This is a genomic window from Facklamia sp. HMSC062C11 (genome assembly GCF_001810675.1).
GTDB classification, from domain to species: domain Bacteria; phylum Bacillota; class Bacilli; order Lactobacillales; family Aerococcaceae; genus Facklamia; species Facklamia hominis.
The window spans coordinates 65,667-92,373 of the sequence record NZ_KV802416.1 but is presented as its reverse complement, the minus strand read 5'-3'; the positions used below and the strand labels follow the sequence as shown (position 1 = coordinate 92,373).

Below are 26,707 nucleotides of genomic sequence, written 5' to 3'. Positions count from 1 at the left end.
ACTACTTAGACCCATCTACCTTCTTGGATATCTATCATCCAGAAAATGGTACTTTCTTAATCCCTATTGGATTTAATCCTTTATTAGTAGATGGTCAAGATGATCCTCAAGCAGAAGCCCGTGAAAAAGCTGGCCTTTGGGATTATGGTAAATTAGTAGATGAAGCTAATGGTATTACGGATGATCAAACAAAACGTTTTGATAAGTTTGCTGAAGCTCAAGCTTGGTTAACAGATGCAGCCTTTGCCATCCCTGTAAGAGCCGGTGGTGGTAACCTTCGTGTAACTAAGATTGTACCATTCTCTGGACCATTCCCTTATGCTGGACCTATGGGCCGTATGAAATTCTTGAAAGTTCAAAAAGACATTGTTACTTATGAACAATGGGAAAAAGCTTTAGAAGAATGGAAATCTAAATTAAATACCACTTCAAGCGGAAGCTCTGAAGAAAAAGCTGAATCTAAAGAAGATGAATCTGAAGCATCTGAAGAATCCAAAGAAGACAGCGAAGAAGCTTCTACAGAAGAAAAAGAATCTGAAAAAACTGACACAGAAGAAGCGTCTGAAGAAACAGCTGAAACAGAAGAAAAAGCTGAATAGGACACTTTAAAAATCTTAGATGAAAAAGGCTGAGAAATTGGCCTTTTTCATTTATTATAGGAGGATTCACATGGGAAAATATTTTTTTAATCGAATTCTTCGGTCACTTTTTTCCATATTTATGGTAACGACCTTAGTTTTCCTAGCAGTCTATACATTGGTTCCAAGAAAGGCTATTTTTACGGATGACCCAGCCTATACCAAGTTAAAGTCTCAGCCAGATCGACTTTTAGATTATGAGAACACAGCCTTTGAACGTATGGGTTATCATCATTACTTAAGCCAAAAGGAGTTTCAAGAAGCAGTTAAAGAAGACCATCCAGAGTTTAATAATGATGGTTCAGAAGCTAATCAAGCAATCGTGGATGAATGGGCAAAGAAAAATCCTGAATGGAAAGTGGATCAATTGCCGATTTCTAAAGCTTATTTTGCGGTGAATGATATCTCAATTGGAACTCGAGTACTTAACTTTTATAAGAATTTATTTGATATTGACCATCCTTGGCGAGTAAAAGATCCAGAAAATCCGGATATGAAACGCGGTTATCGTATTACTCATGACCAGACGGCTGGATGGGCCTTGACGGGATCAGGAACAAAATATTATTATCAAATCTATTTCAATGGAGAATTTCCATTTATTCATCAGAATTTCTTGAAGTTGAATTTAGGTGTTTCCTATCCAACTTTTGCGGGTCAAAATGTGGTGGATGTTATTACCGATAAACAAGGACGCCCTGTTACTCAAGAAATCACCTTGGAGGATGGATCCATTTATAAGGCGTCCATTAATCCATATACGCGCTATTATAAACCCACTTCAGAAATTTCTCCGACTGAAAAACGAATTTTTGATAATAATTATGCCGGTGCTGAAAAAGTGAATAGCGATCCTTCTATGATGGGAATATCCTTCAGAATGGGGATTGTAGGGGTATTCATTACTTATCTTATTGCTATTCCAATGGCGTCATTAATGGCTCGTTTTAAGAATGGAGCGATTGATCGTTTGGGTACCATTATTGTCATGATTTTAATTTCAGTACCATCGGTTGCCTTTATTTTCTTCTTCCGATATATTGGATCGAATTGGTTCGGACTTCCCGATCTATTTCCAACCTTAGGTGCAGGTAATATCAAATCCTATATCATGCCAACGATTGTTCTTGGATTATTAGCTGTAGGGAATACTGTCATTTGGGTTCGTCGTTATATGGTAGATCAACAATCCTCAGACTACGTTAAATTTGCTCGGGCAAAGGGACTAAGCGAGGCAGAAATTTCAAGTAGACATATCTTTAAGAATGCTTTTATTCCAATTGTCAATGGGATTCCTGGAGCCATTATCTTTACGATTGCTGGGGCAACTATTACTGAAACAGTTTTCGCTGTTCCTGGTATGGGTAAGATGCTTCCTGATGCGATTTTGGCTCATAACAACCCAATCGCTGTTGGATTGATCTTTATTTTCGCCGTTCTAGGTGTCTTCTCTGTATTCCTAGGAGATATCGTGATGACAATTGTCGATCCACGAATTCGCTTAGATGTGAAGGAGGATAAATAATGGTAAATTCAATTGAAGAAGTTAAAAATGCTCAAGCACAAGCTAATGACAATTCGTTTAAGTTTGTTGAGACAAACTTTAAAGAAGCAGAAGTCATTGATGCACCAAAGTATTCCTATTGGGAAAGTGTTTGGAGAACCTTTGGTAAAAATAAAGTGGCAATCTTTTTTATGATACTAATGATCATTATTCTCTTAATGTCCTTTATTCAACCCTTAATTTCAGGCTATGATCCAATGGACACCACTAATATCAACGATATGTCTGCACGTTATATTGAGCCTAATATGACTCACTGGTTTGGTACAGATGCTAATGGGCAATCCTTGTTTGATGCTACTTGGTCAGGAGCTAAGACCTCTCTCTCGATTTCCTTCTTGGCCGTACTCGTAACGACTGTCGTTGGGGTTACGGTAGGAGCTTTCTGGGGACTATCACCCAAAATCGACCGAATCATGTTGGAAGTTTATAATATTTTTGCTAATATTCCGACTTTGCTCATTGTGATCATTTTAGCTTATTCAATGGGTAATGGTTTTTGGAACTTGCTTTTTGCAATGACGGTAACTTCTTGGATATTTACGGCTTATTTCATTCGTGTTCAAGTGATGATTCAACGGGACCGTGAGTATAATATGGCCTCCAGAACCTTGGGGACCCCATCCTCACGAATGATTGCTAAAAATATTATGCCGTATCTTACATCTATTATCGTAACAGATGTTACTCGTGCCTTGCCTGGATTTATTTCGACAGAAACTTTCCTTTCCTTTATTGGGGTTGGTTTATCGGCAGATGTAGTGTCCTTAGGGGGACTGATTAAGAAGTATTCAACAAATTTATCTTCAAAGCCCTATCTATTCTGGATTCCAGTTGCGGTCTTGGCGATTATCACTATTTCACTTTATATAGTGGGACAAGCCTTGGCTGATGCGACCGATCCTAAGAACCATATTTAGGAGGTGGATTCCATGACTGAAGAAAAAAATAAAATTTTAGAAGTAAGAGACTTAGTCGTTAAATTTAAAGTTCGTAATACTGAGTTGACAGCTATTCGTGGGATTGATTTAGATCTTTATGAAGGGGAAGTTCTAGCCTTAGTAGGAGAGTCAGGTTCAGGTAAGTCTGTTTTGACCAAAACTTTTACTGGGATGCTTGAATCCAATGGTTATATTCCTCAAGGAACAATCATTTATCGCGGTGAAGAATTACAGAACTTAACCACTAACCGACAATGGTTAAAATACCGTGGGAAAGAATTGGCAACGATCTTCCAAGATCCGATGACCTCTTTGAACCCAGTTCGTACGATCGGTTCCCAAATCACTGAAGTCATTACCAAGCACCGCAAGGTGTCTGCTTCGGAAGCGAAGAAGATCGCCATTGATTTGATGGATCGTGTTGGAATACGTAATCCTGAAAAACGATTTAATGATTATCCATTTGAATATTCTGGTGGGATGCGGCAAAGAATTGTTATCGCGATTGCCCTTGCTTGTCGTCCACGGGTATTAATTTGTGATGAACCGACGACCGCACTGGATGTGACCATTCAAGCACAAATTCTACGCTTATTAAAAGACCTACAAAAAGAGTATGAATTTACGATTATCTTTATCACGCATGACTTAGGGGTGGTCGCTCAGATCGCTGATCGGGTTGCTGTCATGTATGCTGGACAAATTATTGAAACGGGAAGTGTCGAAGATATTTTCTATGATCCAAGACATCCCTATACATGGGCACTTCTATCTTCACTGCCTCAATTATCCAATAGTGAAGAAGATTTATATTCCATTGCGGGTACTCCTCCTTCATTGTATACGACCATTCATGGTGACGCTTTTGCTCCACGAAGCCCTTATGCGATGCAAGTGGACTACGAAGTAGAGCCACCGATGTTTAAGGTTTCAGAGGGTCATTATGCCAAGACTTGGCTACTCGATCCGAGAGCTCCTGAATGTGAAAAACCAGAGATTATCCATAATCTCCATCATAAATTAGAAGCTGTTCATGGAACGGATGCGGCTTTAAGAGAGGAGACTGACCATGACGAATAATAATCGAGAAGTTTTGGTTGATGTTAAAGACTTAGAGATTAGCTTTGGTGAAGGTCGCAATCGTTTCGTGGCTGTTCAAGATGCTACTTTCCAAGTGTTTAAGGGAGAAACATTTTCCTTGGTAGGAGAGTCCGGGTCAGGTAAAACAACAATTGCTCGGGCGATTAACGGAATTAATAAAACGTCTGGGGGTCAAATATTTTTTAAGGGCAAACAGATTAATAAAAAATTAAGTGAAAGCGAAAAACACCAATTAATTTCAGAAATTCAGATGGTCTTTCAAGATCCGTCTGCTTCCTTGAACGATCGGGCAACAGTCGATTATATTATTTCTGAAGGACTATATAACTTTAATCTTTTCAAGAATGAAGAAGATCGGGTTCAAAAAGTTGAGGAAATGATCAAAGAAGTCGGACTATTACCTGAACATATGTATCGTTATCCTCATGAATTCTCAGGAGGTCAACGTCAACGGATTGGGATTGCGCGAGCATTAATCATGCAGCCAGACTTGGTTATTGCAGATGAGCCAATTTCTTCATTGGACGTATCCGTACGGGCACAAGTCTTGAATTTGCTCCGTAAATTCCAACGTGAACAAGGTCTAACCTATATCTTTATTGCTCACGATTTGTCCGTAGTACGTTATATTTCTGATCGGATTGCGGTAATTCGTAATGGACGTATTTTGGAGGTTGCTGAAACTGAAGAACTATTTAAGAATCCAATGCATCCATATACCCAAGCGCTATTGTCCGCGGTTCCAATTCCGGATCCCATCTTGGCAAGAAAAGTTAAGCTTAAGGTTTATGATCCTAATCAACATCATTATGAAACCGATAAACCGAGTGTCAGAGAAGTTCTTCCAGGTCACTTTATTTATTGTAATGATGAAGAGTTTGCGATGTATAAGGAAAGATATCATTAATATCGATTGATAGAATATATGAGGGGTTGTGACAAAATGTTGCGACCTCTTTTATATAAGTTGTTTTATGAGGGGTTAATGGAGAGGAGTTGATTTAATGCTACCTCAAACGGGTGAAGCTGTAACTTGGTCACTAGTTGTAATTGGGCTCATTGTTCTTGCGGCAGGGATCGCTTTAATTTTAAAAGGTAAAAATGGAAAACATTAAACCATTAAAAATAGAGAAGCTCTCCTAGTCAAAACAATTTTGTACCGACCCCCAAAAGTTAGACCAAAAAATCTAACGATTGGGAGGTCGGTATTTTTATGGCAAAATATAGTTTTGAATTTAAGAAGAAAGTTGTTTTAGAATATTTGGATGGTAAAGGGGGAACACACTATCTTTCTAAAAAATATGGATTGGGTTCTAACTCACAGCTACGTAAATGGATCAATACATACAAGGCTTTGGGAGATAAAGGATTAATGCGTTCTCGTAAACGAACAAACTATTCTTTCGAGAAAAAGCTTTCTGTTGTAGAATTATATCTATCAAGTGAAATTTCGTATCAAGAATTGGCGATTCAAGAAGGTATAACCAACCCCAGTATGATTAGTAATTGGGTTAGCCGTTTTCGCGTTGCCGGTCCTGATGCTTTGAGACCACGCAAGAAAGGTCGAAAGAAAAAAATGGATAAATCTAAGATAGACATTAAGGCTCTGGAAGTTGAAGAAAGAACAGTGGATGTCAGTGCAGAACATGTTAAAAAATTAGAGGATGAACTGCTTAAGCTAAGAATTGAGAATGCCTTTTTAAAAGAACTGAGGAGGCTGCGTTTAGAGGACGAGGAAAAAATGAGAGAACGGCACTCGTCATCAACGACCTCCGAAGAGAATTCAAACTAAAAGACCTTCTCTCTTATATCGGTATGCCTAAGGCAACCTATATGTATTGGCGAAAACGAATTAATCGAGAAAATCCTGATAAAGAAATCGAGGAAAGGATACTAGAAATTCGAGAACGTCATAAGGATTATGGCTATCGTCGAATATTAGGAGAATTAAGAAACCAAGGCTATCGCATTAATAAAAAGAAAGTTCAACGTATAATGCAGAAGCTAGGATTACAAGTTACATCCTTCACCCACAAGAGTCGCAAGTATCGTTCTTACAAAGGGAGAATTGGAAAAGTTGCACCTAATCGCATAAAGAGACGGTTTAACACACACATCCCCCATCAGAAGATTACAACAGATACTACGGAGTTTAAGTACTATGAGGTAGATTCTAAAGGACATATGACCATACACAAGCTTTACTTGGATCCATTTATGGATATGTGCAATGGAGAAATCCTAAGCTATGGAATTGATAAACAACCTTCAGCTAAGAACGTCATGGATGCCTTAGAAGAGGCTATGGCAATAACTTCTGATTGCCCATATCGAAGAACGTTTCATTCTGATCAAGGATGGGCATATCAGATGAAAGCATACACTCATCGCCTTAAAGAAAACCAGATTTTCCAAAGTATGTCACGCAAAGGAAACTGTCTTGATAACTCTGTTATGGAAAACTTCTTTGGTATCCTTAAGCAAGAAATCTATTATGGTGTACTTTACTATAGTTACGAAGAATTAAAGACAGAAATTGAACGATACATTAAGTATTATAATGAGCAAAGGATAAAAGAAAAACTAGGATGGATGAGTCCCGTGCAATACAGGCTTAGCCTCTTGGTTGCATAAAAAATTGCGTAACAGCTTGTGATAGCTGTTACGCAATAAAGTCTAACATTTGGGGGTCACATCATTTGATAAGGAGAGCTTTTTATTAATGTTTATATTTTGCTTCTAATTGAGCCATCCACCATCCTAGTAGGCTGCCTCCTGCCAGTGATAACAAACAGATAAAGTATTGAAAGAATGAGAAGCCTTGGTAATTTGTAGGGATGATCATAATAGTGGAGGCAAGAACCACTCCAAATATGAAATGGAAAAATTTAGCGTAGTAATTTTTAAATATTTTTTCGATGAGTTTGGATAATAGTAAGATCGTTAGCAAGCCGCCAATCGCAATCGGGATAATAACCCCAAGGTCCACGCGTTTGAATCCGTCCGCCATTGTCTTATATAATCCCATATAAAGAATAAAGTTTGAAGGACTGAGTCCCGGAACTAGAACGCCTAGACTGATTAGTGCTCCACAAACCATCCAGGAAGCAAAGGAGGCTTGAACTTGTCCGTTAAATAATTGTTCGCCGAAGGATAAAAGGATGGTGGCGACAACGGTTGAGAGGAGTAGCATGATCCAATCGCTAGAATTTCTGCCTTCTTGACCAGCCTCTTTCCATAAAGAAGGTAGCATGCCTAGAATACAGCCAACAAAGAACCACATGACAATGGTTGTATAGTGTTCAAGAACATGACTAACCCCAAAGGAAAGTATGATAATTCCAAACAGGGCACCAAGACCCACTGGCATAAAAAAACGAATATTAGACCAAAAGTTTTTTGTGAGATTTGCTAAAAAACCAATAAGTTGTTTGTATATTCCAAAAATTGCTGCTAAAGCACCACCTGAGACGCCCGGAAGAATAAAACCGGATCCGATAAACATTCCTTTGACAAAACGCCATAACCAATCTTTTATTGTATTCATCGTCATCTGCCTTTCATTAATACTAGCCTACAGTTTAAGGCTTTTAATAACAGAGATCAAGTATTAGAAGATTGGTCTTACTTTGAGGTATAATAGAGTTAGATTAGGAGGAGGTTTTTTGATGAAAGCAATTCTTTATTATTCAGATAAGTGTCCTGATACACCGCCCTTTGTGGAGGCATTAAAAGCACAAAATATCGATTATGACTCGATCAATATTATGGCGTCTATGAAAAATCTAAAAGAGTTTTTAGCTTTAAGGGATCAAAAGGAGGCCTTTCTTCCCATTAAAGCAGCCCATCAGGCTGGAGTCCCGGTTCTTAAGTGGGGAGATCAGTTTATTTTTGACTTAGAGGAATTAAGCGATCTATAGTAAGGAGGAGATGGATTGGATCAGAATCAGATTGAAGCCTTAATTGATGCGGCTAGAAATATACGGCAGCATGCTTATTGCCCTTATTCGCATTTTCCAGTGGGGTGTGCCTTATTAAGCCAAGATGGTAAGCTTTTTACGGGTGTGAATGTTGAGAATGTTTCATTTGGAGCAACAAACTGTGCTGAACGCTCAGCACTATTCACAGCCGCTTCCTTAGGATATCGTCCAGGATTTATTAAAGCCATTGCCGTTGCAGGTGAAACGGAAGACTTTCTTCCTCCTTGCAGCATATGCAGACAAGTGCTGGTGGAATGGGCTGATCCGGAAACGCCAGTCTTTTTAACCCGCAATGATGGACAAATTAAACGATTGAAACTTTTAGACTTAGCACCCTATTCATTTACCCAAATGAACTAAGCCTATCTTTTGATTTTTATAACTGTCTTTGGTAAATTGGAGGCAGATAAGGGGGAATACTATGTCACAAAAATTATTACATACTTGCTATCGCATTCTTGATCGTGAAGCGAGTTTAGCCTTTTATACTCAAGTGTTTGATTTCAAGATTATGAGAGATCGTCGTTTTCCTGATGATGGTTTTGATATTATTTATTTACAAGTTCCAGGATCTGACTTTGAATTGGAGCTAACCTATAATTACGAGTCTGATCCTTATACGATTGGAAATGGCTTCTCACATATGGCCATTGGTGTGGATGATCTTAATGCGATTCACCAAAAATGCCAAGAGTCCGGTTATGAAACCACACCTTTGAAGTCTTTACCAGGTTCTGATAGCCAATACTTCTTTGTAACGGATCCAGATGGTTACCGCTTAGAAGTAATGGATAATGCTAAATTAGCAGTCGGATAAGATGGTGTAAGATTTTACATTAATTGATTTAACAAAAGAGGCAGAAAAGGGCAAACTAGATTGTGTGGTTTAGCCTGTTTCTGCTTTTTTTTATTCTTAATGTGCCTATTTCCTATTTTGACAAATCTGATTCAATCGATTAGAATAGCATTATGCGATGAGTCGTAGCAATCTGGAAGATTGCCAAGCAAATTGCCTAGAACTTAGAGTTCAAGCCAGGAAGGCGGCAATTCAAAAGATGAATGTGAAGCGTCTTTTGTGACACCTTAGTGTTTTGCTCAAAAAGCTTTGCTTTTTAGGATCCGATATATATATCGGATCCTTTTTTTATTGATATTGACCATTCTGTCTTGAATCGCAAGGCTAAGGGGATAGAATGAATTTGTTTAGCAGGGAATCCAATGGTATTTGTCTTTCATTTGTTTTCATTTAAAATTTGTAACTATATTTTTTAGACATAAAATGACCCCAAAAAAGTTAGTTTTTAACTCTAACTTTTGGGGGTCACCTCAACCTTAATCGGTGGGGGTGTTTTTTTGTTTATTCATATAATAAGCAACTAATTTTTCAGCTATATAAAGCTTCATATTATCAATTTTACTGCCTTTTCTGTATCGATCAATTGTTTGCACTGGAATACCGATCGCTTTTGCGATTGAGTAACTAGTTTGATCTGAATTCAAAACAGATTCAATTATTTCTGTGTAGGTCATAATGCACCCCTATCTGAAAATGGTTAATAAGATATCGATCGCTTGTAAAACAATTAATACTATTAATAGCTCTTTGAGTGTTACTTTTTCTTTTTTCATGATATAATGCAAGTAAGAAAAGGGCCGAGCTGGTTGCCCAGCCCCTTGTGTTATTTAAGAAGTTTGTCGATGATTTCTACTAACGTTTTAATTATTTCAAGCACCGCTACTGCTTTTAATAATTTGGTTAGCTTGATTTCATCTTCAAGCTTCTTTTTTTCTTTCCTACTCACTTAGTCACCTCCTTTGTTTTTATTAGAGGTATCTCTCAACCTCTATTGACTTTATACAACGGAAGTTGTATAAAGTCAAGCACTTTTATCAAATAAATGTTAATATTTATAGCATACGAATTTTTCAAAAATTTGTTTTATGGCCATTATTTAAAAAAAGGGGCAGAAAAGGGGTTAAAATTCGATCATATTTGGACGTATTTGTAAAAGCGGCAGCGTACAAATGGCGGTATAGTACGTATTTGCACGTTTATGGTGCAATTTAAACCATTTTAAGCTATAATAAAATCAATCGATCAGTAAACGGTTTCCACATTATTTTTTAATGTTAGGAGAGGTGTTATGACTTTTGAATCACCCCATTCCTTGTCTATCAGTCGAGAAATTGAAGCATTTAACCAAGGTGATCACTTGCATGCTTACCATCTATTAGGTGCTAAGCCAACAGAAGAATTTGGGCAAGTGGGTTATCGTTTTAGGGTCTGGGCCCCCCATGCTTTTCAGGTATATTTGCAAGGAGATTTTTCTAATTGGCAGCTTATTCCAATGGAAAGATTATCAGGTGGGATTTGGGCTTTGTTTAATGCTCAAGCTCAAGCCGGACAGTGCTATAAATATGGGATTGATCATGGAAATGGTCATATTGAATATAAAATAGATCCCTTTGCAACTGAATTTGAGCGACCTCCTAAAGATGCTTCAATCTTATCGTCGCATTCAACTTTTGATTGGCAAGATCAAACCTGGCTAGAACAGCAATCACAAATTAATAAGTTTGAATCACCTTTACAAATATACGAACTTCATCCGGGGTCTTGGCGGCGACATCCTGATGGACGCTTTTATACTTGGGAGGATTTGGCAGAGAGCCTGATTCCTTACCTAAGAGAAATGTCCTATAGTCATGTGGAGCTAATGCCTGTCATGGATCATCCTCATGAGGCTTCGTGGGGCTATCAAATCACTGGGTATTTTGCAGTGAGTGCTCGTTATGGAGATTGCCAGGGATTAAGGCATTTTATTAATACCGCTCATCAAGCTAATATTGGCGTGATTTTAGATTGGGTTCCGGGGCACTTTAATCGGAATGCGAATGCTCTTGCTTATTATGATGGGACTGCAACTTTTGAAAGTGACGATGTAACTCTAGCAGATAATCCAACTTGGGGGACCCTAAATTTTGATTTGAGTAAGGGACCGGTGCAATCTTTCTTGCTATCGAATCTTTATTATTGGATTGAGGAGTTTCACGTCGATGGGATTCGGGTGGACGCAGTATCGCATATTTTATGTAAGTCATTAGACCAACAGCCTCAAGGATCGATACAAGATAATTTAAGCTTTTTAAAAGAGGATAGCCTTGCTTTCTTACGAAGGATGAATCAACTATTGGCTAGAGATCATCCACAAGTCTATCGGATTGCTGAGGAGTCTTCAGCCTTGGAAGGAATTACCACATCCCTTGAAGATGGGGGGATTGGTTTTGATTTCAAATGGAATATGGGTTGGATGCAGGATACGCTAAAATTTATGAGTTTAGACCCTTTGTATCGTCCAGCTTCATTAAGGCTATTGACCTTTGTTTTTATGTACCAGTTTAAAGAACGCTATATATTGCCCTTGTCGCATGATGAAGTTGTTCACGGAAAGTGCTCGCTCCTTGGCCGTATGCCTGGAGACCGATTCAGTCAATTTGCCAATTTACGCTTGCTTCATGCTTATATGCTGGCACAACCTGGGAAAATCTTGCACTTTATGGGTAATGAGTTGGGGCAATTTCTAGAGTGGCGTTATTATGAAGAGCTTGATTGGACTGGTTTGCAGCGCCCTTATAATCAAGAATATCAGTACTTTATAAAAGATTTGAATCATTTGGGTCTAGCTTGTCCAGAATTTTATCAATTGGATGATCAGCCTCAAGGTATTCTGATTTTGGATGCGGATGATCTAGAAGAAGGGGTCTTGAGCTTTATAAGAAGAGGAAAGCAGGAAGAAGACTTAACTTTAGTTTTATTAAACTTTACACCAGTTGACCGATTCAAGCGTCGGGTAGGGCTACCGATTGATGGAACATATCAAGTGATTATGCACTCGCAAGCCATGGTCTATGGAGGTAAGCTGAAAGATTTTCAGAAAATTTATCAAACGGAGGCGATTCCTTATCATCATCAAGCTTTTTCTGTTGAGTTGGATATTCCAGGTTTAAGTGCTATTTTTATTCGTTTACAGTCAGATCCCTCAAAAGGAGGGAATTCTAATAAGGGAGGTTGCTAATATGAAGCATGAAATGATCGCAATGATTTTAGCAGGGGGACAAGGAACCCGGTTGGGACCTTTGACCAAGCATATTGCCAAGCCGGCTGTATCCTTTGGTGGAAAATATCGAATGATTGATTTTGCTTTAAGTAATTGTGCCAATTCAGGAATTGACCATGTAGGAATTGTGACGCAGTATCAACCTCTCGACTTAAACGCGCATATTGCTAATGGGGAAGCTTGGGGATTGGATACTCGGGGAGGGGCCACTATTTTGCAGCCTTATTCCTCATCAGAAGGTGAGAAATGGTTTGAAGGAACGGCTCATGCGATTTATCAAAATATGGCTTATATTGATCGGCTAGATCCAGAGTATCTTTTGATTCTATCAGGAGATCACATCTATAAGATGAATTACGAAACCATGCTGGCACAACATAAAGCAAAGAAGGCGGATCTAACCGTTGCAGTCAAGCCGGTTCCGCTAGAAGAAGCCAGTCGATTTGGAATTATGACGACAGATGACCAGGGACGGATTACCGCTTTTGAAGAAAAGCCAGATGAGCCACAATCGAATTTAGCGTCGATGGGAATTTATATATTTACCTGGTCTATTTTAAGAGAGTATTTATTGAAAGGATCGAAGTTAGATGATTTTGGTAAAGATGTTATTCCAGCCTTTTTAAAGGCAGGGCAGGCTTGTTATACCTATTCCTTCGAAGGGTACTGGAAGGATGTGGGGACGATTCAAAGTTTGTGGCAAGCTAATATGGAAATGTTGGATCAAGACCATCCAATCTTTAAGGAAGAGAATGAGTGGCGCATTTATACCAATGCTCCCATCTCTCCTGCTCAAGTCATCACTAACCATGCGGCAATTTATAATTCCTATGTTAACGATGGTTGTTATGTTTCGGGTGAGATTCATGATTCGATACTTTCACAAGATGTGGTGATTGGATTGGATAGTCAAGTAAAAGGTGCTGTATTGATGGCTAATGCTCAAATTGGGGCATCATGTCGAGTGGAGTATGCTATTCTTGGAGAGAATGCAGTCGTTGAAGATGGCGGCATGGTGATTGGCACCAAAGATCAAATTGCAGTCGTTGGGGCTAATGAAAGAGTAGGAGGACATTAAAATGGTTAAATATGATACATGTGCGATCCTTAATTTAACAGCCAATAATGCCGCTTTATACCCTTTAACTTACAATCGTCCGATCGCTGCCCTTCCTTTTGCGGGACGTTATCGTCTGATTGATTTTATGCTGTCACCACTAAGCTATGCCCATATTGCTTCAGTGGCGCTATTCATCGGAGATTCTGGACGGTCAATTTATGACCATGTTCGTTCTGGTAAAGACTGGAAATTAGATTCACGTATACGTGGGGGAATCTTTACCTTCTCTCAACAAAATTGGAAGGCAAGACATCACCATGAAAATCAGATTGAGGACTACTATTATAACCACCGAGTCTTTTTGGAGCGGTCAAGGTGTCAGTATGTCTTAGTAGCTGGAACTAAAATTGTCGCCAATATTAATTTTAGGAATCTAAAATCTGCTCATATTGAAAGTGGGAAAGATATTAGTCTGGTCTATGCGGATAGCCATCCAGATCTTTTTGGTAAGGACCATCCCAACGAACGATTTTTAGACATAGATACAAAAGGTCAGGTTAAAAAATTGCTTAAAAAGAGTCAATTGGATGAGACACATTATACTTATCCAGTTAGCCTGAATATGTTTCTCCTTTCAACGGACTTATTAAGGGATTTGATTGATCAAGCCCGTGCTCGTGGAGAATATATGGAAGTGGATGAATTGGTTCAAGCGCATCTGATGGATTATTCAATCAACCTTTTTAAGCATGAGTCATATATTGCGAATATTAATCATCTGATGGCTTATTACCAAGCCAATGTGGATATGTTAAATTATCAAAACTTTAAAGACTTATTTCATTCAGACCAACCTGTTCTTACAAAAACCAAAAATGGTGTACCAAGCTACTATCATGAGCGGTCCTTTGTGCGTAATGCGATTGTAGGAACTGGGTGTAAAATGTTCGGCGAGGTCCTAGATTCAGTGATCAACCGTCGGGTCTTGGTCGGTGAAAATGCACGAGTAACACATTCGGTTATTCTGCAGGGAGCTCAAATTGGTGAAGGGGCAGTGGTTGAATATGCTATTTTAGATAAAGGCGCTCAGATTGCACCAGGGGCTATTATTCGTGGAACGAAGGAGCAGATTAAGATTATTGGCAAGAACCATTTTGTGGATGCCAAGATTCATTAGGAGAATACCATGAAATTACTATATGTGGCAGCAGAAGCAGCTCCTTTCTTTAAGACGGGTGGATTGGGGGATGTTGCTTATGCCCTGCCAAAAAAATTAGCGCAGGATCCAACCTTCGATGTGAGGGTGGTCTTGCCTTACTATCGTCAAATGCCAGCTCATTTTCAAGAGCAAATGGAAGATCTTGGCTATTTTTACTTTAATCTTTCTTGGAGGCATGTTTATTGCGGAATTAAATCCTTAAAACGCGATCAAATTACTTATTATTTCATTGATAATCAAAGCTATTTTTATCGAGATCATTTATATGGAGAGTGGGATGATGGCGAACGTTTTGCCTATTTCCAAAAGGCTGTTATAGAGATGTTGCCTATTATTCAATGGATTCCCAATATCATCCATTGTAACGATTGGCAGACAGCCATGATTCCTGCTTTATTAGTGGATTCTTATCAAGATCAGCCGATCTACCAGTCGATTCGAAAAGTGCTGACCATCCATAATCTTCGTTTTCAGGGGAATTATGATCCTGTCATGCTTCCGGATGTGTTTGGTATGTCCTGGGAAACTTTTAAGGAAGATGGTCTGCGACATCATGATCAACTTTCTTATTTAAAGGCGGGTATTTCTTATTCGGATCGGATTACAACTGTAAGTCCTAGCTATGCTCAAGAAATTCAAACTCCAGAATTTGGAGAGGGATTGGATTCAACACTGAGATATAATCAATGGAAATTGTCTGGGATCATTAATGGGATTGACCAAGACCAATTAGATCCAGCTAAGGATCCTGCTTTAGACTACCCTTATTCAGTGGAGGATTTATCCGGAAAAGTTAAGAATAAACTTAAGATCCAAGCTGAACTGGCTTTGGAAGAGGATGCTCGTATTCCTTTGATTGCAATGGTTAGTCGGTTGACGGATCAAAAAGGATGCGATTTAATACTGGCTTGCCTGGATCAATTAATGACGAAAGACCTTCAACTAGTTATTTTGGGGACAGGCGATCCTTATTTTGAAGACCGTTTTAAAGAGAAGGCTTTACAATATTCGAATAAGCTCAACGTTCAAATTCGTTTTTCAAGTGAGTTTGCTTCGCGATTGTATGCTGCTTCAGATATCTTTTTGATGCCTTCAGCCTTTGAGCCTTGCGGTCTTTCTCAAATGATTGCCATGCGGTATGGCAGCTTACCCTTAGTCCATGAAACGGGTGGCTTAAAAGACACGGTAGAAGCTTATAATTGTTACACAGGATCGGGTTATGGTTTTTCATTTGAGGATTATCGGCCAGAGGTATTTTATCATTGTTTAGAACAGGCCTTATTGATATATGATTATGAACCTGAGATCTGGCAGTCTTTAGTTCAAAAAGCCATGATTCAGGACTTCTCTTGGGATAAACCCGCTCAAAAGTACAAGGAACTGTATCGTAGTTTATTAGCAGAGTGAGCAATTTTCCCAAAAAAGACGCAAATAATTACTACTTTAGTCTCAGGGCTTTCGATTTAATCCGTCATAATATAGAATAGGAAAAAAGTCTGTTAGAAAGTAGCTGATGATATGAAAGAGCGATTAAGGTATTTTTGGCGAGGATTTAAAAACATATGGCGTTACTATCGGGGATGGAAATGGCTTGTCTTTTTAGGCTTAAGCTTAGCCCTCTTTTTATCATCCTATATGGTTTTGATTGCTAAAACAACAGACGTTGATACGCTACACAATGCGCTACAATCCAAGACAATAATTTATGATCGACAAGATCAAGTAGCTGGTTCGCTCTTAGGGCAAAAAGGGGATTATGCTGCTTTGGACCAGATTGCGGAAACCATGCGAAAAACGGTCGTTAACACGGAGGACAAACGTTTTTACCAACATAATGGCTTTGATACTATGGGGATCGGGCGAGCCTTTGTCCGTATGCTTATTAATCGAAATACATCCGGAGGTGGGGGATCGACCCTCACTCAGCAACTTGCAAAGAATGCTTTTTTATCCCAAGATCAAACCTTTCAACGTAAGTTAAAAGAATTATTTCTCGCATTAGAGTTGGAGAAAAACTACACTAAAGACGAGATTCTAGAAATGTATTTGAATAATGCCTATTTTGGTAATGGCGTCTGGGGTGTTGAAGATGCGGCAATGAAGTATTTTGGAATCTCAGCGAGTCAGTTAGACTGGAATCAGAGTATGGTACTGACCGGGATGCTTAAGGGCCCAAATATCTATAATCCGATTGACCATTATGATAATGCCATCAATCGCCGAAATGTAATTGCTGATCTTTTGAGTCAAGAAGGAGTTATTTCTTTTAATCAAGCTGAAAGCATCAAGCAATCGGGGATTAATCTCTATGATGCTTATATTGCTGCTTCATCTGGTCATGAATATCCTTATTATTTTGACGGGGTCATCAATGAAGCCATTCGAAAGACATCCATTCCTGAAGATGACTTGATGTCCAAAGGTTATCAAATCTATACTAATTTAGATCAAGCAGCCCAACAGGCTTTGGATGCTGCCTATCGAGATGGAGCCTACCTATTCAATGATGGGGAAGATCCCATTATCCAATCAGCAGCTACAGTCGTTGATTGTAAGACAGGTGGGGTAATGGCGGTTTTTGGTGGACGCGGTGAGTACACTTATCGAGGGTTTAATCGTGCTAGCGATATGTATCGGGCACCCGGATCTACGATCAAGCCCCTTGCGGTTTATGTACCAGCATTAGAGGCAGGATATAATATGCATTCAATGCTACCTGATGAAGTTAGGTCGTATGGCAAGAACCACTATACCCCAGAGAATTATAATCGAACAACGGAAGCAGACCATCAAGCTCCTATGTATTATGCCTTGGCTCAAAGTAAAAACACGACCGCTGTTTATTTGATGGATAAATTTGGAATCGAAAAATCGGTTCAAAAGTTAAAGCAATTTGGAATTCAAGTCCCTGAAAAAGATCGACATTTACCATTAGCTTTGGGGGCATTTTCAACAGGACTATCGCCGCAACAGTTAGCCAGTGCATACGCTAGCTTTGCTAACGCGGGTGTTCGAAACGAATCAAATTATATTCGTAAAATTGTCGATGCTTCAGGTAAGACTATCTATGATCAAGAGCGGCCTAAACGCACCCTAGCTATGACAAAAAATGTTGCAGCAGATATGACCTCGATGATGTTGGACACTTATGGTGGCTATGGTCTTGGCTATAACGCGAGTCCAGATAATGGGCAGATTGCAGGCAAGACCGGTACCACTGAAGTCTCAGATGGGTCGAATAAGGTCAGAGACCAATGGATGGTGGCTTATACGCCTGATTTTGCGATTGCAACTTGGGTTGGTTATGACGATATTTCTTCGGGAGATATTAAGGAGCGGATGCCTTCGGGAATGAGCCCCCTTTTCAAGTTACAAACGTCCTATTTGATTGCTCAGTCAGCTCAAACTCCTTTTGAAGTGACGTATGCTTCCGCTATGCAAGAAGATAGCAATCACTTGGAGGAAGGCAATTGGTGGCAAATGGGTCAAGATTGGTTAGATCAAGCTAGACAGTATTTAGAGGATCATTCTGGATCGTGGTGGCAATCGGCTAAGGACTTGTTGGATCAGGTAAATCAACGCATTAAGCGTCAGTGGGATGACTGGGGCTTATCTAACTATTTATAGGGGACCGGTTAATTGTTAGTTTTTAATTGAAAATGTCTTGATAAATTGATAAGATAAAATTGAGCTATTAAATATCATTGATGGACTATTAAGTGATTAAGATAGGATCAATGAAAAAAGGAAAAAGATAATAGATAGCTGTGCATGATGAGCTAGTGAAATGGGGCGCTACAGATAACGGACTATGGATCTGGAAGAGTTATCGACTGATTGGATGCTTAAACTGACATCATTTTATCATTGGATGAAATGTCAGGGGCATCCTTTGATAGCAGCTTTTGTTGATAACAGCACCGTAACATTTTGTGAAGCAACTGAAGTTTTTGATCTTACATCGTGATCAAGAGACTTTCAGTTGCTTTTTATCAAGGAATATCGTTCAAGACTAGAAAGGAAAGAGCAATGCGGTTACTACATTTGGCCGATCTACATTTAGATAGCCCCTTTTTGGGGATGGACAAACAATCGGCGGATTTAAAACAAGCTTTGGTACAAGCGCCTTTTACGGCTCTCAAAAAAGCCGTTCAGTATGCCATTCGCGAAACAATTGACTTAGTTGTTTTAGCGGGAGATTTATACGATACCAATCAGCAGAGCATCTATGCTCAACATTTTTTGATGCAGGAATTAAAGCGTTTAGCAGATGCTGAAATTCCAGTAGTACTTTGCCATGGGAATCATGATTATCTTAAGTCAAATCAGGCATTGATTAATTATCCTAATAATGTCTATGTCTTTACTGAAGAAGCAGTCGATTATGTGGATATTGAATTAAAAAATGGACAAAGTGTGAGGATCTATGGCTTCTCCTACTGTAATCGTTGGATCGATCGAGAGATGATCGCAGATTTTCCTAAGAATCCTCATCAGACTGATTTCGTCATTGGCCTTTACCATGGGGCTCAAAAAACGCAGCAAGGAAAGCTGGATCATTATGCTCCCTTTACTCGGCAGACAATGATTGACAAAGGATATGACTATTGGGCGTTAGGTCATATTCATCAAGAGGCCTGCTTGAATCAGACTCCAATGATCTGTTATGCGGGGACGCTTCAAGGACGTAATCGCTTGGAGGTGGGTCCTAAGGGAGGCTACTTAGTGAGCTTATTCAAGGATCGACCCAATCAGTTAGATTTTGTTGAATTTGCTCCTATTGAGTGGCAGATCGAAGAAATTGAAGTTCAGCGACACTGGCAACTGCAAGACGTGGTTGAACGTTTGCAGCAGACTTTGACTGTCTACCAAATGCGTCAAGAAGAAACGGGTCGGTCACAACTACTGAGTATTATCTTGACACAAGCCCAGCGGTTAGATTTAGCTTTGCAAGAACAGATTGAGTCGGGTGAATTAGAGTCAGTTATTCAGGGTGAAGGTTCAGTAACAGATCAAGCCTTTACCCAATTGGTTGCAGTTCGTTTAGAGCGGTCCATGGTATTTAAAGCTTTTGAATATGATTCTACTCTTAAGGAGAGCTTCCAATCGGCCTGTCACCAGTTAGAGTCTGGTGAAATGTATGACCGACTCATGGCAGATTTTTTCAAGCACCCCATCGTGAAGGAACGATTAGCTGAATTAGAGTTAGAGGAATCCTTGAGAGCAGAGAATGTTGCAGCGGCTAAGGAATTGATGATTCAAGCTATTGGTTTTGATTCGGAGGAGGTGAAGCGCGATGAAAATTAAAAAGTTAGATATTTATGGATATGGGAAGTGGGTAGATCAGCATTTTGAATTAGAAGATCAATTGCAATTATTCTACGGTCAAAATGAAGCCGGAAAATCAACCCTGCAATCCTTTATCCGAAGTATCTTATTTGGTTTTCCAGATAAGCGTTACCGTGTGAATCAAATAAATCGCTACGAGCCGAAGATGGCTGATGTTTATGGAGGACGAATCCTCTTGACCGAGACCAAGTTGGGAACGGTTTGGGTAGAACGAACACTTGATGGATTAAAAGTAACTGATCAAGAGGGGACGGATTTAGCTGAAGATAGTTTAGATATTGTTTTAGGGGGGTTAGATGAGAATCTCTTTGATGCTTTCTATGCTTTTTCATTGCAGAATCTACAGGAATTAGCCAATGTCGATTCAGATAAGCTGAGTGACTATTTCTTATCGATTGGCACCCTTGGATCGGATAAATTCTTGTCGGTAGCCAAAGAATTTGAGAAGGAATCCGATGCACTGTTTAAACCCAAGGGACAAAAACCTGCTTTAAACCAAGCTTTAAAAGATTATGAATCCTTGGCGAAAGCCCTCGATACTCTAAAAGGGAAGATGGACCAGTATGATCAATTAGTGCAGCAGTCCAAGGAATGTCAACTCAAGATCGATGAGACTAACGAGGCTATTACCCAAGTGGAACAGTCACTCAGCCAAATTGATAAGTTGATGGGAAGGTATGATATCTATGTTAAAGATCAGCAGGCAGCTAATCGCTTAGATCAGTTAGTGTATACCGAAATGGATCCTCAATTACCTGAGCAGCTAGCCCATTCTTTGAAGATTCAAAGTGAAGGCCAAGCCTTAATCACTCAGATGGAAGAGCGGATTCGCAACATCAACCATGAGATGACTGCTTTAACGCGGTTGAATTGGGCAAAGAATCACCAAGAAGAAAGGCGTCAGTGGGCACGAGAAACTGCCCATATTAAGGAAGTTCAGGGACGACTCGAACATGTTCAAGAGCGGATTCAAGAACAGACGAACCAACTTGCTCGCCTAGCCCAAGAGGGCCAGTTTTATCCAGAAAAGCTTTTACAGGTACAAAATTATTCCGCAGAAATTGAAAATGGGATTGAATTAAAGGCACAGTTAGATCAAGCTAGGGGACAGCAAGAGACCCTACAAGCTCAGCGTAAAGTATTTATCGATCAGCGTCGAGAATTACAAACTTATTCAGGGACGGTTCGACACCAGTATGCTCAGTTGGAAAACCAACGACTTAATGAGAAGGCTCAATTATCTGAAACGACTTCTTGGAAGCATTATGGCCTTTCAATGACGTTATTTGTTTTTGCCGCTATTTTGTTTGTTTTTAATCGATTTCGTTTTGATAGTCAAGTCGTTAAGTGGCCAGCGATAGTCCTGATGGGATTGGCCGTTGCGAGTGGTATTTATATTTTTATCCGGCATCAACAAGCTAAAAATCACTATCAAAATAGTCCCATTATTGAAAAGATGCAAGAATTAAAGCAAAAAGACCAGCAGTATCAGGAACGATCCAACGCCCTTGGTGGTGATATTAACGATCGAGAAGCTGCACTTAGAGAAGGTCAGACTCAAATTCAAGCCTTAGAAAGTCGTCTGCAAAATTGGCTAGTGCAACTTGGCTTTTATCCAACAGCCGAAGTGGACTTGGTTTTGAAGTCTAATCCAGCCAAGGAATACCGTCAGGTGTTGATGATGAGAGACCAATATGAACAAGAGTTGAGTGACTTACAGGTTGAAATATTGGATTGGCGTCATCATATTCAAGAATTGCTCCAACGTTTTCCATTTGAAGAACAACCAACACGACCTCTGATTCAGCATGTGGAAGAAGTTGAAGCTTCGCTGGCTCGTCAAATGGAACGTGGAAAGGCGATGGAAGAACGCCGTCAAAATGCTGAAGAAGTGATCGAGCTGCAAAGCAAAAAGATTAAGGAAGAGCAGCAGCAGATTGAAGCAATATATCAAGCAACCAATGCTTTTGATGAGGTTGACTTCCAACAAAAATTACGGGTCAATCAAGAAGTAGACCAGTTAAAAGCCAAACGACAGCTCTATGCAGATCAAATGGTGGGGTATGAAGAAGAGTTAGAAGCGATAACTAGTAAACAGCGTTTAATTGAATCTTATAATCAAGAGCAGAATCAACTTAATCAATTAAAAGCTCAATTACAACCCTATCTCTATCAAAGAGCGGACTTAGCGGTGAGCATGAATCAATTAGAACAAGATGGCTCCTATCAAACACTAATCCAAGAATTGGCTGATAAGAAGAGTGAGATCATTCAACTGTATCAACAATGGGCGAAGAAGCGAATAGCCATGGACCTAATTTATCGCACATTACGACAAGGTTTTGATAATCCTTTACCGGAAATGAATCAGTTAGCCAACGAAATATTTTCATTATTGACCTATAACCGTTATACGCAGATTAATTTGAATAAAAAGGGAATAAAGGTTCGACAATTTTCGGATATTCTTTTTGAACCCCATGAATTATCGCAGGGCACACTTGAACAATTGTATGTAGCTTTGCGACTCGCCTTCATTGCGACGGCTTCTCGAATGGTTAAGATGCCAATTATGATTGATGATGCCTTTGTTAATTTTGATGAAGTTCGGAAGACTAGTATGTATAAAGTCTTACAAAAAGTGAGTCAAAATCACCAGGTACTTTTCTTTACTTTTGATCAACAAGCACAAGAAATGTTAGCCAATGATCATCAGATTGATTTGAATCAATATGTTGAAACGGTTGAAGCAAGTAAGTCTAAAAAGGAGTAAAAAATGGCAAAATTATACGATATCAAAGAAGGCGATCAATTTGGCATTTATGTCTTAATTAAAGGGGCTGATCGTCGTATTGCCCGTAATGGGAATCCATTTATCGCCTTTCGCTTTCAGGATCGATCCGGAGCCATGGATGGCATGTATTGGTCAGCAAGTGAGGAAGAAATTGAAAAATTCCAGGTAGGGCGGGTGGTCTTTTTAAGAGGGGAACGTGATACCTATCAGGGGACCCCACAGGTGAAGATTAAAGCTTTACGCTTAGCCGAGGAGGGCGAGCCAAATGATCCCGCCTTATATTTAGAGCGTATTAGTCTGAAGAAGGAAGACTTGAAAGAGATGATTAATGAGGCTCTTTTTCAGATTCATGAGCCAACCATTAACCGTATTGTTCGTAAGATTTTGACAGATCATGAAGAGGCCTTCTATACTTATCCGGCAGCTAAGCGGAATCATCATGCCTTATCGGGAGGTTTGGCCTATCATACGGTATCTATGCTTCGTATAGCAAAGACGGTTATTGAGTATTATCCTCAAATTAACCAATCTTTGTTAATTGGGGCTTTGATTCTTCATGATGTGGGTAAGATCTATGAATTATCGGGACCGATCTCAACGGAGTATACCTTTAAAGGAAAATTATTAGGCCATATTGTGATTATGGATGAAATGATTCAGGATACATGTCAGAAGCTAGCGCTTGATCCAGACAGTGAGCCGGTCTTATGCCTGAAGCATTTAATTCTAGCCCACCATGGTAAGTTAGAATATGGAAGTCCGGTCCAACCTAAGCTATTAGAAGCCGAAGTGTTGCATCAAATTGATAATATGGATGCGACGATTAATATGATCTCACAAGCCTTGGAACGTACGCAACCAGGTGAAGAGAGTGCACAAATCTACCCATTAGATCGTCGATCTTTCTATAAACCGAATTTTAGATAAAGAAAAGAGACTGTGATTAATCGAAATCACAGTCTCTCTTTATATAGCACATCTAGCTATTATTAATGGGTTTAATGGTTTATTCTGCTTGAGATTCTTGCGTTTCTTCTGCAGATTCTTGACCTTCTTCGCTAGCAGCTTGGTCGCTATCTTCTTTTTTATCCTCTTTTGTTTCTTCCTTCTTGTCTTCTTCAGGTTTATTTTTTTGATCAGCGAGTGATAATAAGTCATCGACGGCTGTCTTCAAGCTATCATCCATGATCTTAAGATCGGATTTCTTGATTAATTCACCAACAATACCATAAGTGAATTGTTGATCAGCAAATTTAGCATCTTTATAAGCTTCAACAACTTCATCTTTGCTGTCCTTAAGTGGTTTTTTCTCTCCATTATTGATGACTTTAATAACGTGGAAACCGAATTTTGATTTAACGGGTTCTTGGGTCATCTCGCCGTTCTTTAAGGATTTAACCGCATCTTCAAACTCTTTAACCATTTGACCACTGGTGAATGGTGAGAGCAGACCCCCGTTTTTAGCTGAGCCATCTTTTGAGACCTCTTTAGCTACGGCATCAAATTCTTCACCATCGTTGATTCGTTTGATGGCTGCTTTGGCTTCATCTTCCGTATCAACTAGGATGTGTTGAGCTTCCATCTTTGGTTGGTAATCTTTGTCGTAGAAGTTTTGAATGGCTTCGTCGGATAGATCAATTTGTTGAGTTACAACTTCTTTTAGCATATTGCGAATATATAATTGATATTCGTATTGTTCAATTGTTCCTAGTTTTTGATAAGCTAAGAATTGATTGAAGACTTCTTCGCCACCTAGTTCGTCGATTTGTTTTTTAACTTCTTCGCCGGCTTCTTTCTTGCATGCAGCTGGATCTTTGACATTATTTTCTAATACTTTTTCAATGACTTTCGCGCGTAAGGTCACGGATCCATATTGTTCTTTCATATCTTCATACAAATCGGCTGCTGTAAATTCAGTGTCTCCCATCTTAGCAACGACGCCATCTTGGGCAGCCACATTAGCAACAGGTAAGCTTAAGAAGACTAAGCTAGAAGCCGTTAAAATAAAACGACGGATAGATTTTTTCATATGATACTTCACTCCTATAAGTTATTGTCTTTCACTTTATTATAATAACATTTAATGTTATTAAATGGTGGATTCCAAGGAAAAATTAACAAAAAGATCAATCTTTTATTATACTTCCTTAGTAAATTTCTCTTTTTCTGATTGAAGGGTGTCTGTCAGTCGATTGACCTGAGCTTTGACTCGTTTTAAACGAGGTTGATTTTCTTCTTGGAAGTGTCTGAGACTTTCACTAACAGCCTCGACCGCTTCATTTACCGATAAAATTCCTTCCTTTGAAAGATGCTGGATGGACTGACTAAGATTGTCCAAACTAAAACGTAGATCATGGACATCTTGGCTCGTTCGATCAATTTTTAGGCGAAGGAGTTGGCGAGTTTCGCGTCCTGGCCGTTTGGCATTCATGAGTCCAGCTAAGACACCGAGTCCTAAGCCTGTCCAGAACCCTTGTATAAATGATGATCCTTTCATAGCTTAATCCTCAATCTGTTCGGCAATTGATCTGGCGATGTTTTGTAAGTCTTCCGCCTGGTATTGATCAGCGTGATTGACAAACTTAAGTCCAAAACCTTCATCTTCTTGATACCTTGGAATGAGGTGGATGTGTGAATGGAAGACGGATTGATAAGCCACCTCACGGTTGTTATTAAGAATATTGAGACCTTTTACACCAGGTAGACCTTTTTCAATAGCTCGAGCAATTTTTGGTATTCGGCTGAAGACTTTTGCAGCCAATTCTTGATCATACTCAAAAATATCACTGACATGTTGTTTGGGAATGACCAAAGTATGGCCAGGCGTTACTTGGCTAAGATCTAGAAAGGCATAGACATCTTCATCTTCATAAACCTTAGTTGATGGGATGTCACTTTGAATGATACGACAAAATAGACAGTCTGTCATAGTTTCACTCCTTAATGAATTGATTAATTGAACTACACTCTAAGCATATCAATAAATGCTTATAAAAACTAGTAGAAAGCAAAGGCAGACTTCACAAAAAATTCATGATTGAAGGCGGAAGTTCATGTTTTTTTCTAGACTTTCTCACTCCCATCGAATAGGAGTATGCTATAATTAAGGCATCTTGAATGGAGAATGAGGGGGAGTTAGGATGTCAATAAAAGATTTTAACAAGCGGCGATATCTTCGGCTTGTAATGCTTGCTGGGTGGTTATTCGCTTTAGTAAGCACTCCTCATTCCATAAATGCGGTTGACTTAAATTCAGGAGAAGTGATTGATGAACTGGAAGAATCCACTAATGAATCGGAACAAACGGATGAATCCATCCTTGAAGAAAATGATCGTCCAGTTACCTTGGATACCCAAAAATATTATGCGATTTTGCCATTTTCCCAGTTTATGAATTATCAGTATATTGGTCAAGGTCAAGCCTTTATCAATAAAAATATCATCTTAGAGTATCGACCGGACGATCAAGGGATCTTTCAAGTGGCAGAATTTACCGATCAAAAAGCAGTCGCCTATATTTACCAAATTCGTGCAGATGGTCTTTATGAATTAGCCTGTATTGACCCCTACGATCAGGTTCAAGACTTACGATATTCCCCTCAAGCTAGTGGGGCAAGTGCGTCCTTAATTTTGCCGGCCCGATTAGCAGTTGGCAGTCATTTTAGGTCCGGTTATCAAAATGAAAAAAGTCTATCTTTTATCAAACAAGTAGATCAAGTCGCCATTGGATCAACGGTCTATTCTAATGTCGTTGTTCTCGAAGAAACTCAGGACGGTATGCGACCGTTACGCTATTATTATGCGGATAAGGTAGGCCTAATCTTGGTCCAAGAATTAGAAACAGACGGTCAAGAAGTGACCCTAATGTATTTGAATGCCACTCAGGGAGAGTTGGCGGAATAAATAAAATGAGAAGTGAGTTCCAAAAATTCAAATTAAGTTTT

24 protein-coding genes and 1 pseudogene are annotated in these 26,707 nt (G+C 39.3%); 19 read left to right on the top strand and 6 right to left on the bottom strand.

All coding sequences use genetic code 11. The features are described from left to right. The 7 genes and pseudogenes from HMPREF2758_RS08155 to HMPREF2758_RS08780 all read left to right on the top strand — a co-directional run. Positions 1 to 599: pseudogene (locus tag HMPREF2758_RS08155) on the top strand (peptide ABC transporter substrate-binding protein); the annotation flags it as partial. Between the two features lie 70 nt (positions 600 to 669). Further along, positions 670 to 2,163, top strand: a complete 1,494-nt coding sequence (locus HMPREF2758_RS08150) for an ABC transporter permease (RefSeq protein WP_070610015.1) — start codon at positions 670 to 672, stop codon at positions 2,161 to 2,163. Further along, positions 2,163 to 3,122 carry an oligopeptide ABC transporter permease OppC gene (gene oppC / locus HMPREF2758_RS08145; protein ID WP_070610013.1) on the top strand — a complete coding sequence of 320 codons (960 nt, stop codon included), beginning with the start codon at positions 2,163 to 2,165 and terminating at the stop codon, positions 3,120 to 3,122. Before HMPREF2758_RS08150 ends, oppC begins: the two co-directional genes overlap by 1 nt. A 12-nt stretch (positions 3,123 to 3,134) precedes the next feature. Further along, positions 3,135 to 4,223 (top strand): ABC transporter ATP-binding protein, encoded by a 1,089-nt coding sequence (locus tag HMPREF2758_RS08140; RefSeq protein WP_070610010.1) that lies wholly within the window; start codon positions 3,135 to 3,137, stop codon positions 4,221 to 4,223. Continuing rightward, positions 4,213 to 5,151 (top strand): ATP-binding cassette domain-containing protein, encoded by a 939-nt coding sequence (locus tag HMPREF2758_RS08135; RefSeq protein WP_070610009.1) that lies wholly within the window; start codon positions 4,213 to 4,215, stop codon positions 5,149 to 5,151. The genes HMPREF2758_RS08140 and HMPREF2758_RS08135 overlap by 11 nt, the downstream gene beginning before the upstream one ends. A 97-nt stretch (positions 5,152 to 5,248) precedes the next feature. Continuing rightward, the gene (locus tag HMPREF2758_RS08130) at positions 5,249 to 5,359 is read left to right on the top strand and encodes an LPXTG cell wall anchor domain-containing protein (RefSeq protein WP_070610007.1); all 111 of its coding nucleotides are present in this window, start codon (positions 5,249 to 5,251) and stop codon (positions 5,357 to 5,359) included. 98 nt (positions 5,360 to 5,457) lie between these two features. Further along, positions 5,458 to 6,878, top strand: a protein-coding gene (locus HMPREF2758_RS08780; protein ID WP_148128898.1) for an IS3 family transposase whose coding sequence is annotated in 2 segments (ribosomal slippage) — positions 5,458 to 6,025 and positions 6,025 to 6,878 — 1,422 coding nt in all. Because the reading frame shifts where the segments join, the coding sequence is not laid out codon by codon here. 85 nt (positions 6,879 to 6,963) lie between these two features. Here the strand turns inward: HMPREF2758_RS08780 and HMPREF2758_RS08115 are convergent. Further along, positions 6,964 to 7,791: a DUF368 domain-containing protein gene (locus tag HMPREF2758_RS08115; protein ID WP_070610003.1), complete on the bottom strand. Its 828-nt coding sequence runs from the start codon at positions 7,789 to 7,791 to the stop codon at positions 6,964 to 6,966. A gap of 121 nt (positions 7,792 to 7,912) precedes the next feature. Between HMPREF2758_RS08115 and HMPREF2758_RS08110 the strand changes: the two genes are divergently transcribed. From HMPREF2758_RS08110 to HMPREF2758_RS08100, 3 genes are all read left to right on the top strand, one after another. After that, complete coding sequence (locus HMPREF2758_RS08110; RefSeq protein ID WP_070610001.1) at positions 7,913 to 8,164, top strand: hypothetical protein; 252 nt, start codon at positions 7,913 to 7,915, stop codon at positions 8,162 to 8,164. 15 nt (positions 8,165 to 8,179) lie between these two features. Continuing rightward, complete coding sequence (gene cdd, locus HMPREF2758_RS08105; RefSeq protein ID WP_070609999.1) at positions 8,180 to 8,584, top strand: cytidine deaminase; 405 nt, start codon at positions 8,180 to 8,182, stop codon at positions 8,582 to 8,584. Positions 8,585 to 8,645: 61 nt separating this feature from the next. Next, positions 8,646 to 9,041 (top strand): lactoylglutathione lyase, encoded by a 396-nt coding sequence (locus HMPREF2758_RS08100; protein ID WP_070609997.1) that lies wholly within the window; start codon positions 8,646 to 8,648, stop codon positions 9,039 to 9,041. Between the two features lie 515 nt (positions 9,042 to 9,556). Here HMPREF2758_RS08100 and HMPREF2758_RS08095 read toward each other — a convergent pair. Together HMPREF2758_RS08095 and HMPREF2758_RS09070 are read right to left on the bottom strand one after the other, a co-directional pair. After that, complete coding sequence (locus HMPREF2758_RS08095; protein ID WP_070609993.1) at positions 9,557 to 9,754, bottom strand: hypothetical protein; 198 nt, start codon at positions 9,752 to 9,754, stop codon at positions 9,557 to 9,559. A gap of 149 nt (positions 9,755 to 9,903) precedes the next feature. Further along, positions 9,904 to 10,026 carry a hypothetical protein gene (locus HMPREF2758_RS09070; RefSeq protein ID WP_256388686.1) on the bottom strand — a complete coding sequence of 41 codons (123 nt, stop codon included), beginning with the start codon at positions 10,024 to 10,026 and terminating at the stop codon, positions 9,904 to 9,906. A 342-nt stretch (positions 10,027 to 10,368) separates the two neighbouring features. Here HMPREF2758_RS09070 and glgB point away from each other — a divergent pair, with 342 nt between their 5' ends. The 8 genes from glgB to HMPREF2758_RS08055 all read left to right on the top strand — a co-directional run bounded on the left by glgB (position 10,369) and on the right by HMPREF2758_RS08055 (position 23,691). Continuing rightward, positions 10,369 to 12,300, top strand: coding sequence for a 1,4-alpha-glucan branching protein GlgB (gene glgB / locus HMPREF2758_RS08090; protein ID WP_070609991.1), 1,932 nt, complete (start codon positions 10,369 to 10,371; stop codon positions 12,298 to 12,300). 1 nt (position 12,301) lies between these two features. Further along, positions 12,302 to 13,420, top strand: coding sequence for a glucose-1-phosphate adenylyltransferase (locus HMPREF2758_RS08085; RefSeq protein WP_016647993.1), 1,119 nt, complete (start codon positions 12,302 to 12,304; stop codon positions 13,418 to 13,420). Position 13,421: 1 nt separating this feature from the next. Then, entirely contained in the window at positions 13,422 to 14,579 is a 1,158-nt protein-coding gene (gene glgD / locus HMPREF2758_RS08080) for a glucose-1-phosphate adenylyltransferase subunit GlgD (protein WP_070609989.1), read from the top strand. A 9-nt stretch (positions 14,580 to 14,588) separates the two neighbouring features. Next, positions 14,589 to 16,028, top strand: coding sequence for a glycogen synthase GlgA (gene glgA / locus HMPREF2758_RS08075; RefSeq protein WP_070609988.1), 1,440 nt, complete (start codon positions 14,589 to 14,591; stop codon positions 16,026 to 16,028). A 111-nt stretch (positions 16,029 to 16,139) separates the two neighbouring features. Next, positions 16,140 to 18,248, top strand: coding sequence for a PBP1A family penicillin-binding protein (locus HMPREF2758_RS08070; RefSeq protein WP_070609987.1), 2,109 nt, complete (start codon positions 16,140 to 16,142; stop codon positions 18,246 to 18,248). A gap of 402 nt (positions 18,249 to 18,650) precedes the next feature. Continuing rightward, positions 18,651 to 19,928, top strand: a complete 1,278-nt coding sequence (locus HMPREF2758_RS08065) for a metallophosphoesterase family protein (protein ID WP_070609986.1) — start codon at positions 18,651 to 18,653, stop codon at positions 19,926 to 19,928. Next, a complete protein-coding gene (locus tag HMPREF2758_RS08060; RefSeq protein WP_070609985.1) occupies positions 19,918 to 22,743 on the top strand; it encodes an ATP-binding protein in 2,826 nt (941 codons plus the stop codon). The genes HMPREF2758_RS08065 and HMPREF2758_RS08060 overlap by 11 nt, the downstream gene beginning before the upstream one ends. 3 nt (positions 22,744 to 22,746) lie before the next feature. Continuing rightward, complete coding sequence (locus HMPREF2758_RS08055) at positions 22,747 to 23,691, top strand: 3'-5' exoribonuclease YhaM family protein (protein WP_006907939.1); 945 nt, start codon at positions 22,747 to 22,749, stop codon at positions 23,689 to 23,691. A 79-nt stretch (positions 23,692 to 23,770) separates the two neighbouring features. On the opposite strand, the gene HMPREF2758_RS08050 is transcribed toward HMPREF2758_RS08055, so the two are convergent. The 3 genes from HMPREF2758_RS08050 to HMPREF2758_RS08040 form a co-directional block, all read right to left on the bottom strand. After that, a complete protein-coding gene (locus HMPREF2758_RS08050; protein ID WP_070609983.1) occupies positions 23,771 to 24,793 on the bottom strand; it encodes a peptidylprolyl isomerase in 1,023 nt (340 codons plus the stop codon). A 108-nt stretch (positions 24,794 to 24,901) separates the two neighbouring features. Next, positions 24,902 to 25,261 (bottom strand): YtxH domain-containing protein, encoded by a 360-nt coding sequence (locus HMPREF2758_RS08045; protein WP_070609976.1) that lies wholly within the window; start codon positions 25,259 to 25,261, stop codon positions 24,902 to 24,904. Between the two features lie 3 nt (positions 25,262 to 25,264). Then, the gene (locus HMPREF2758_RS08040; RefSeq protein ID WP_070609974.1) at positions 25,265 to 25,693 is read right to left on the bottom strand and encodes an HIT family protein; all 429 of its coding nucleotides are present in this window, start codon (positions 25,691 to 25,693) and stop codon (positions 25,265 to 25,267) included. Positions 25,694 to 25,904: 211 nt separating this feature from the next. Here HMPREF2758_RS08040 and HMPREF2758_RS08035 point away from each other — a divergent pair, with 211 nt between their 5' ends. Next, positions 25,905 to 26,666, top strand: a complete 762-nt coding sequence (locus HMPREF2758_RS08035; RefSeq protein ID WP_070609972.1) for a hypothetical protein — start codon at positions 25,905 to 25,907, stop codon at positions 26,664 to 26,666. Positions 26,667 to 26,707: the final 41 nt, after the last annotated feature.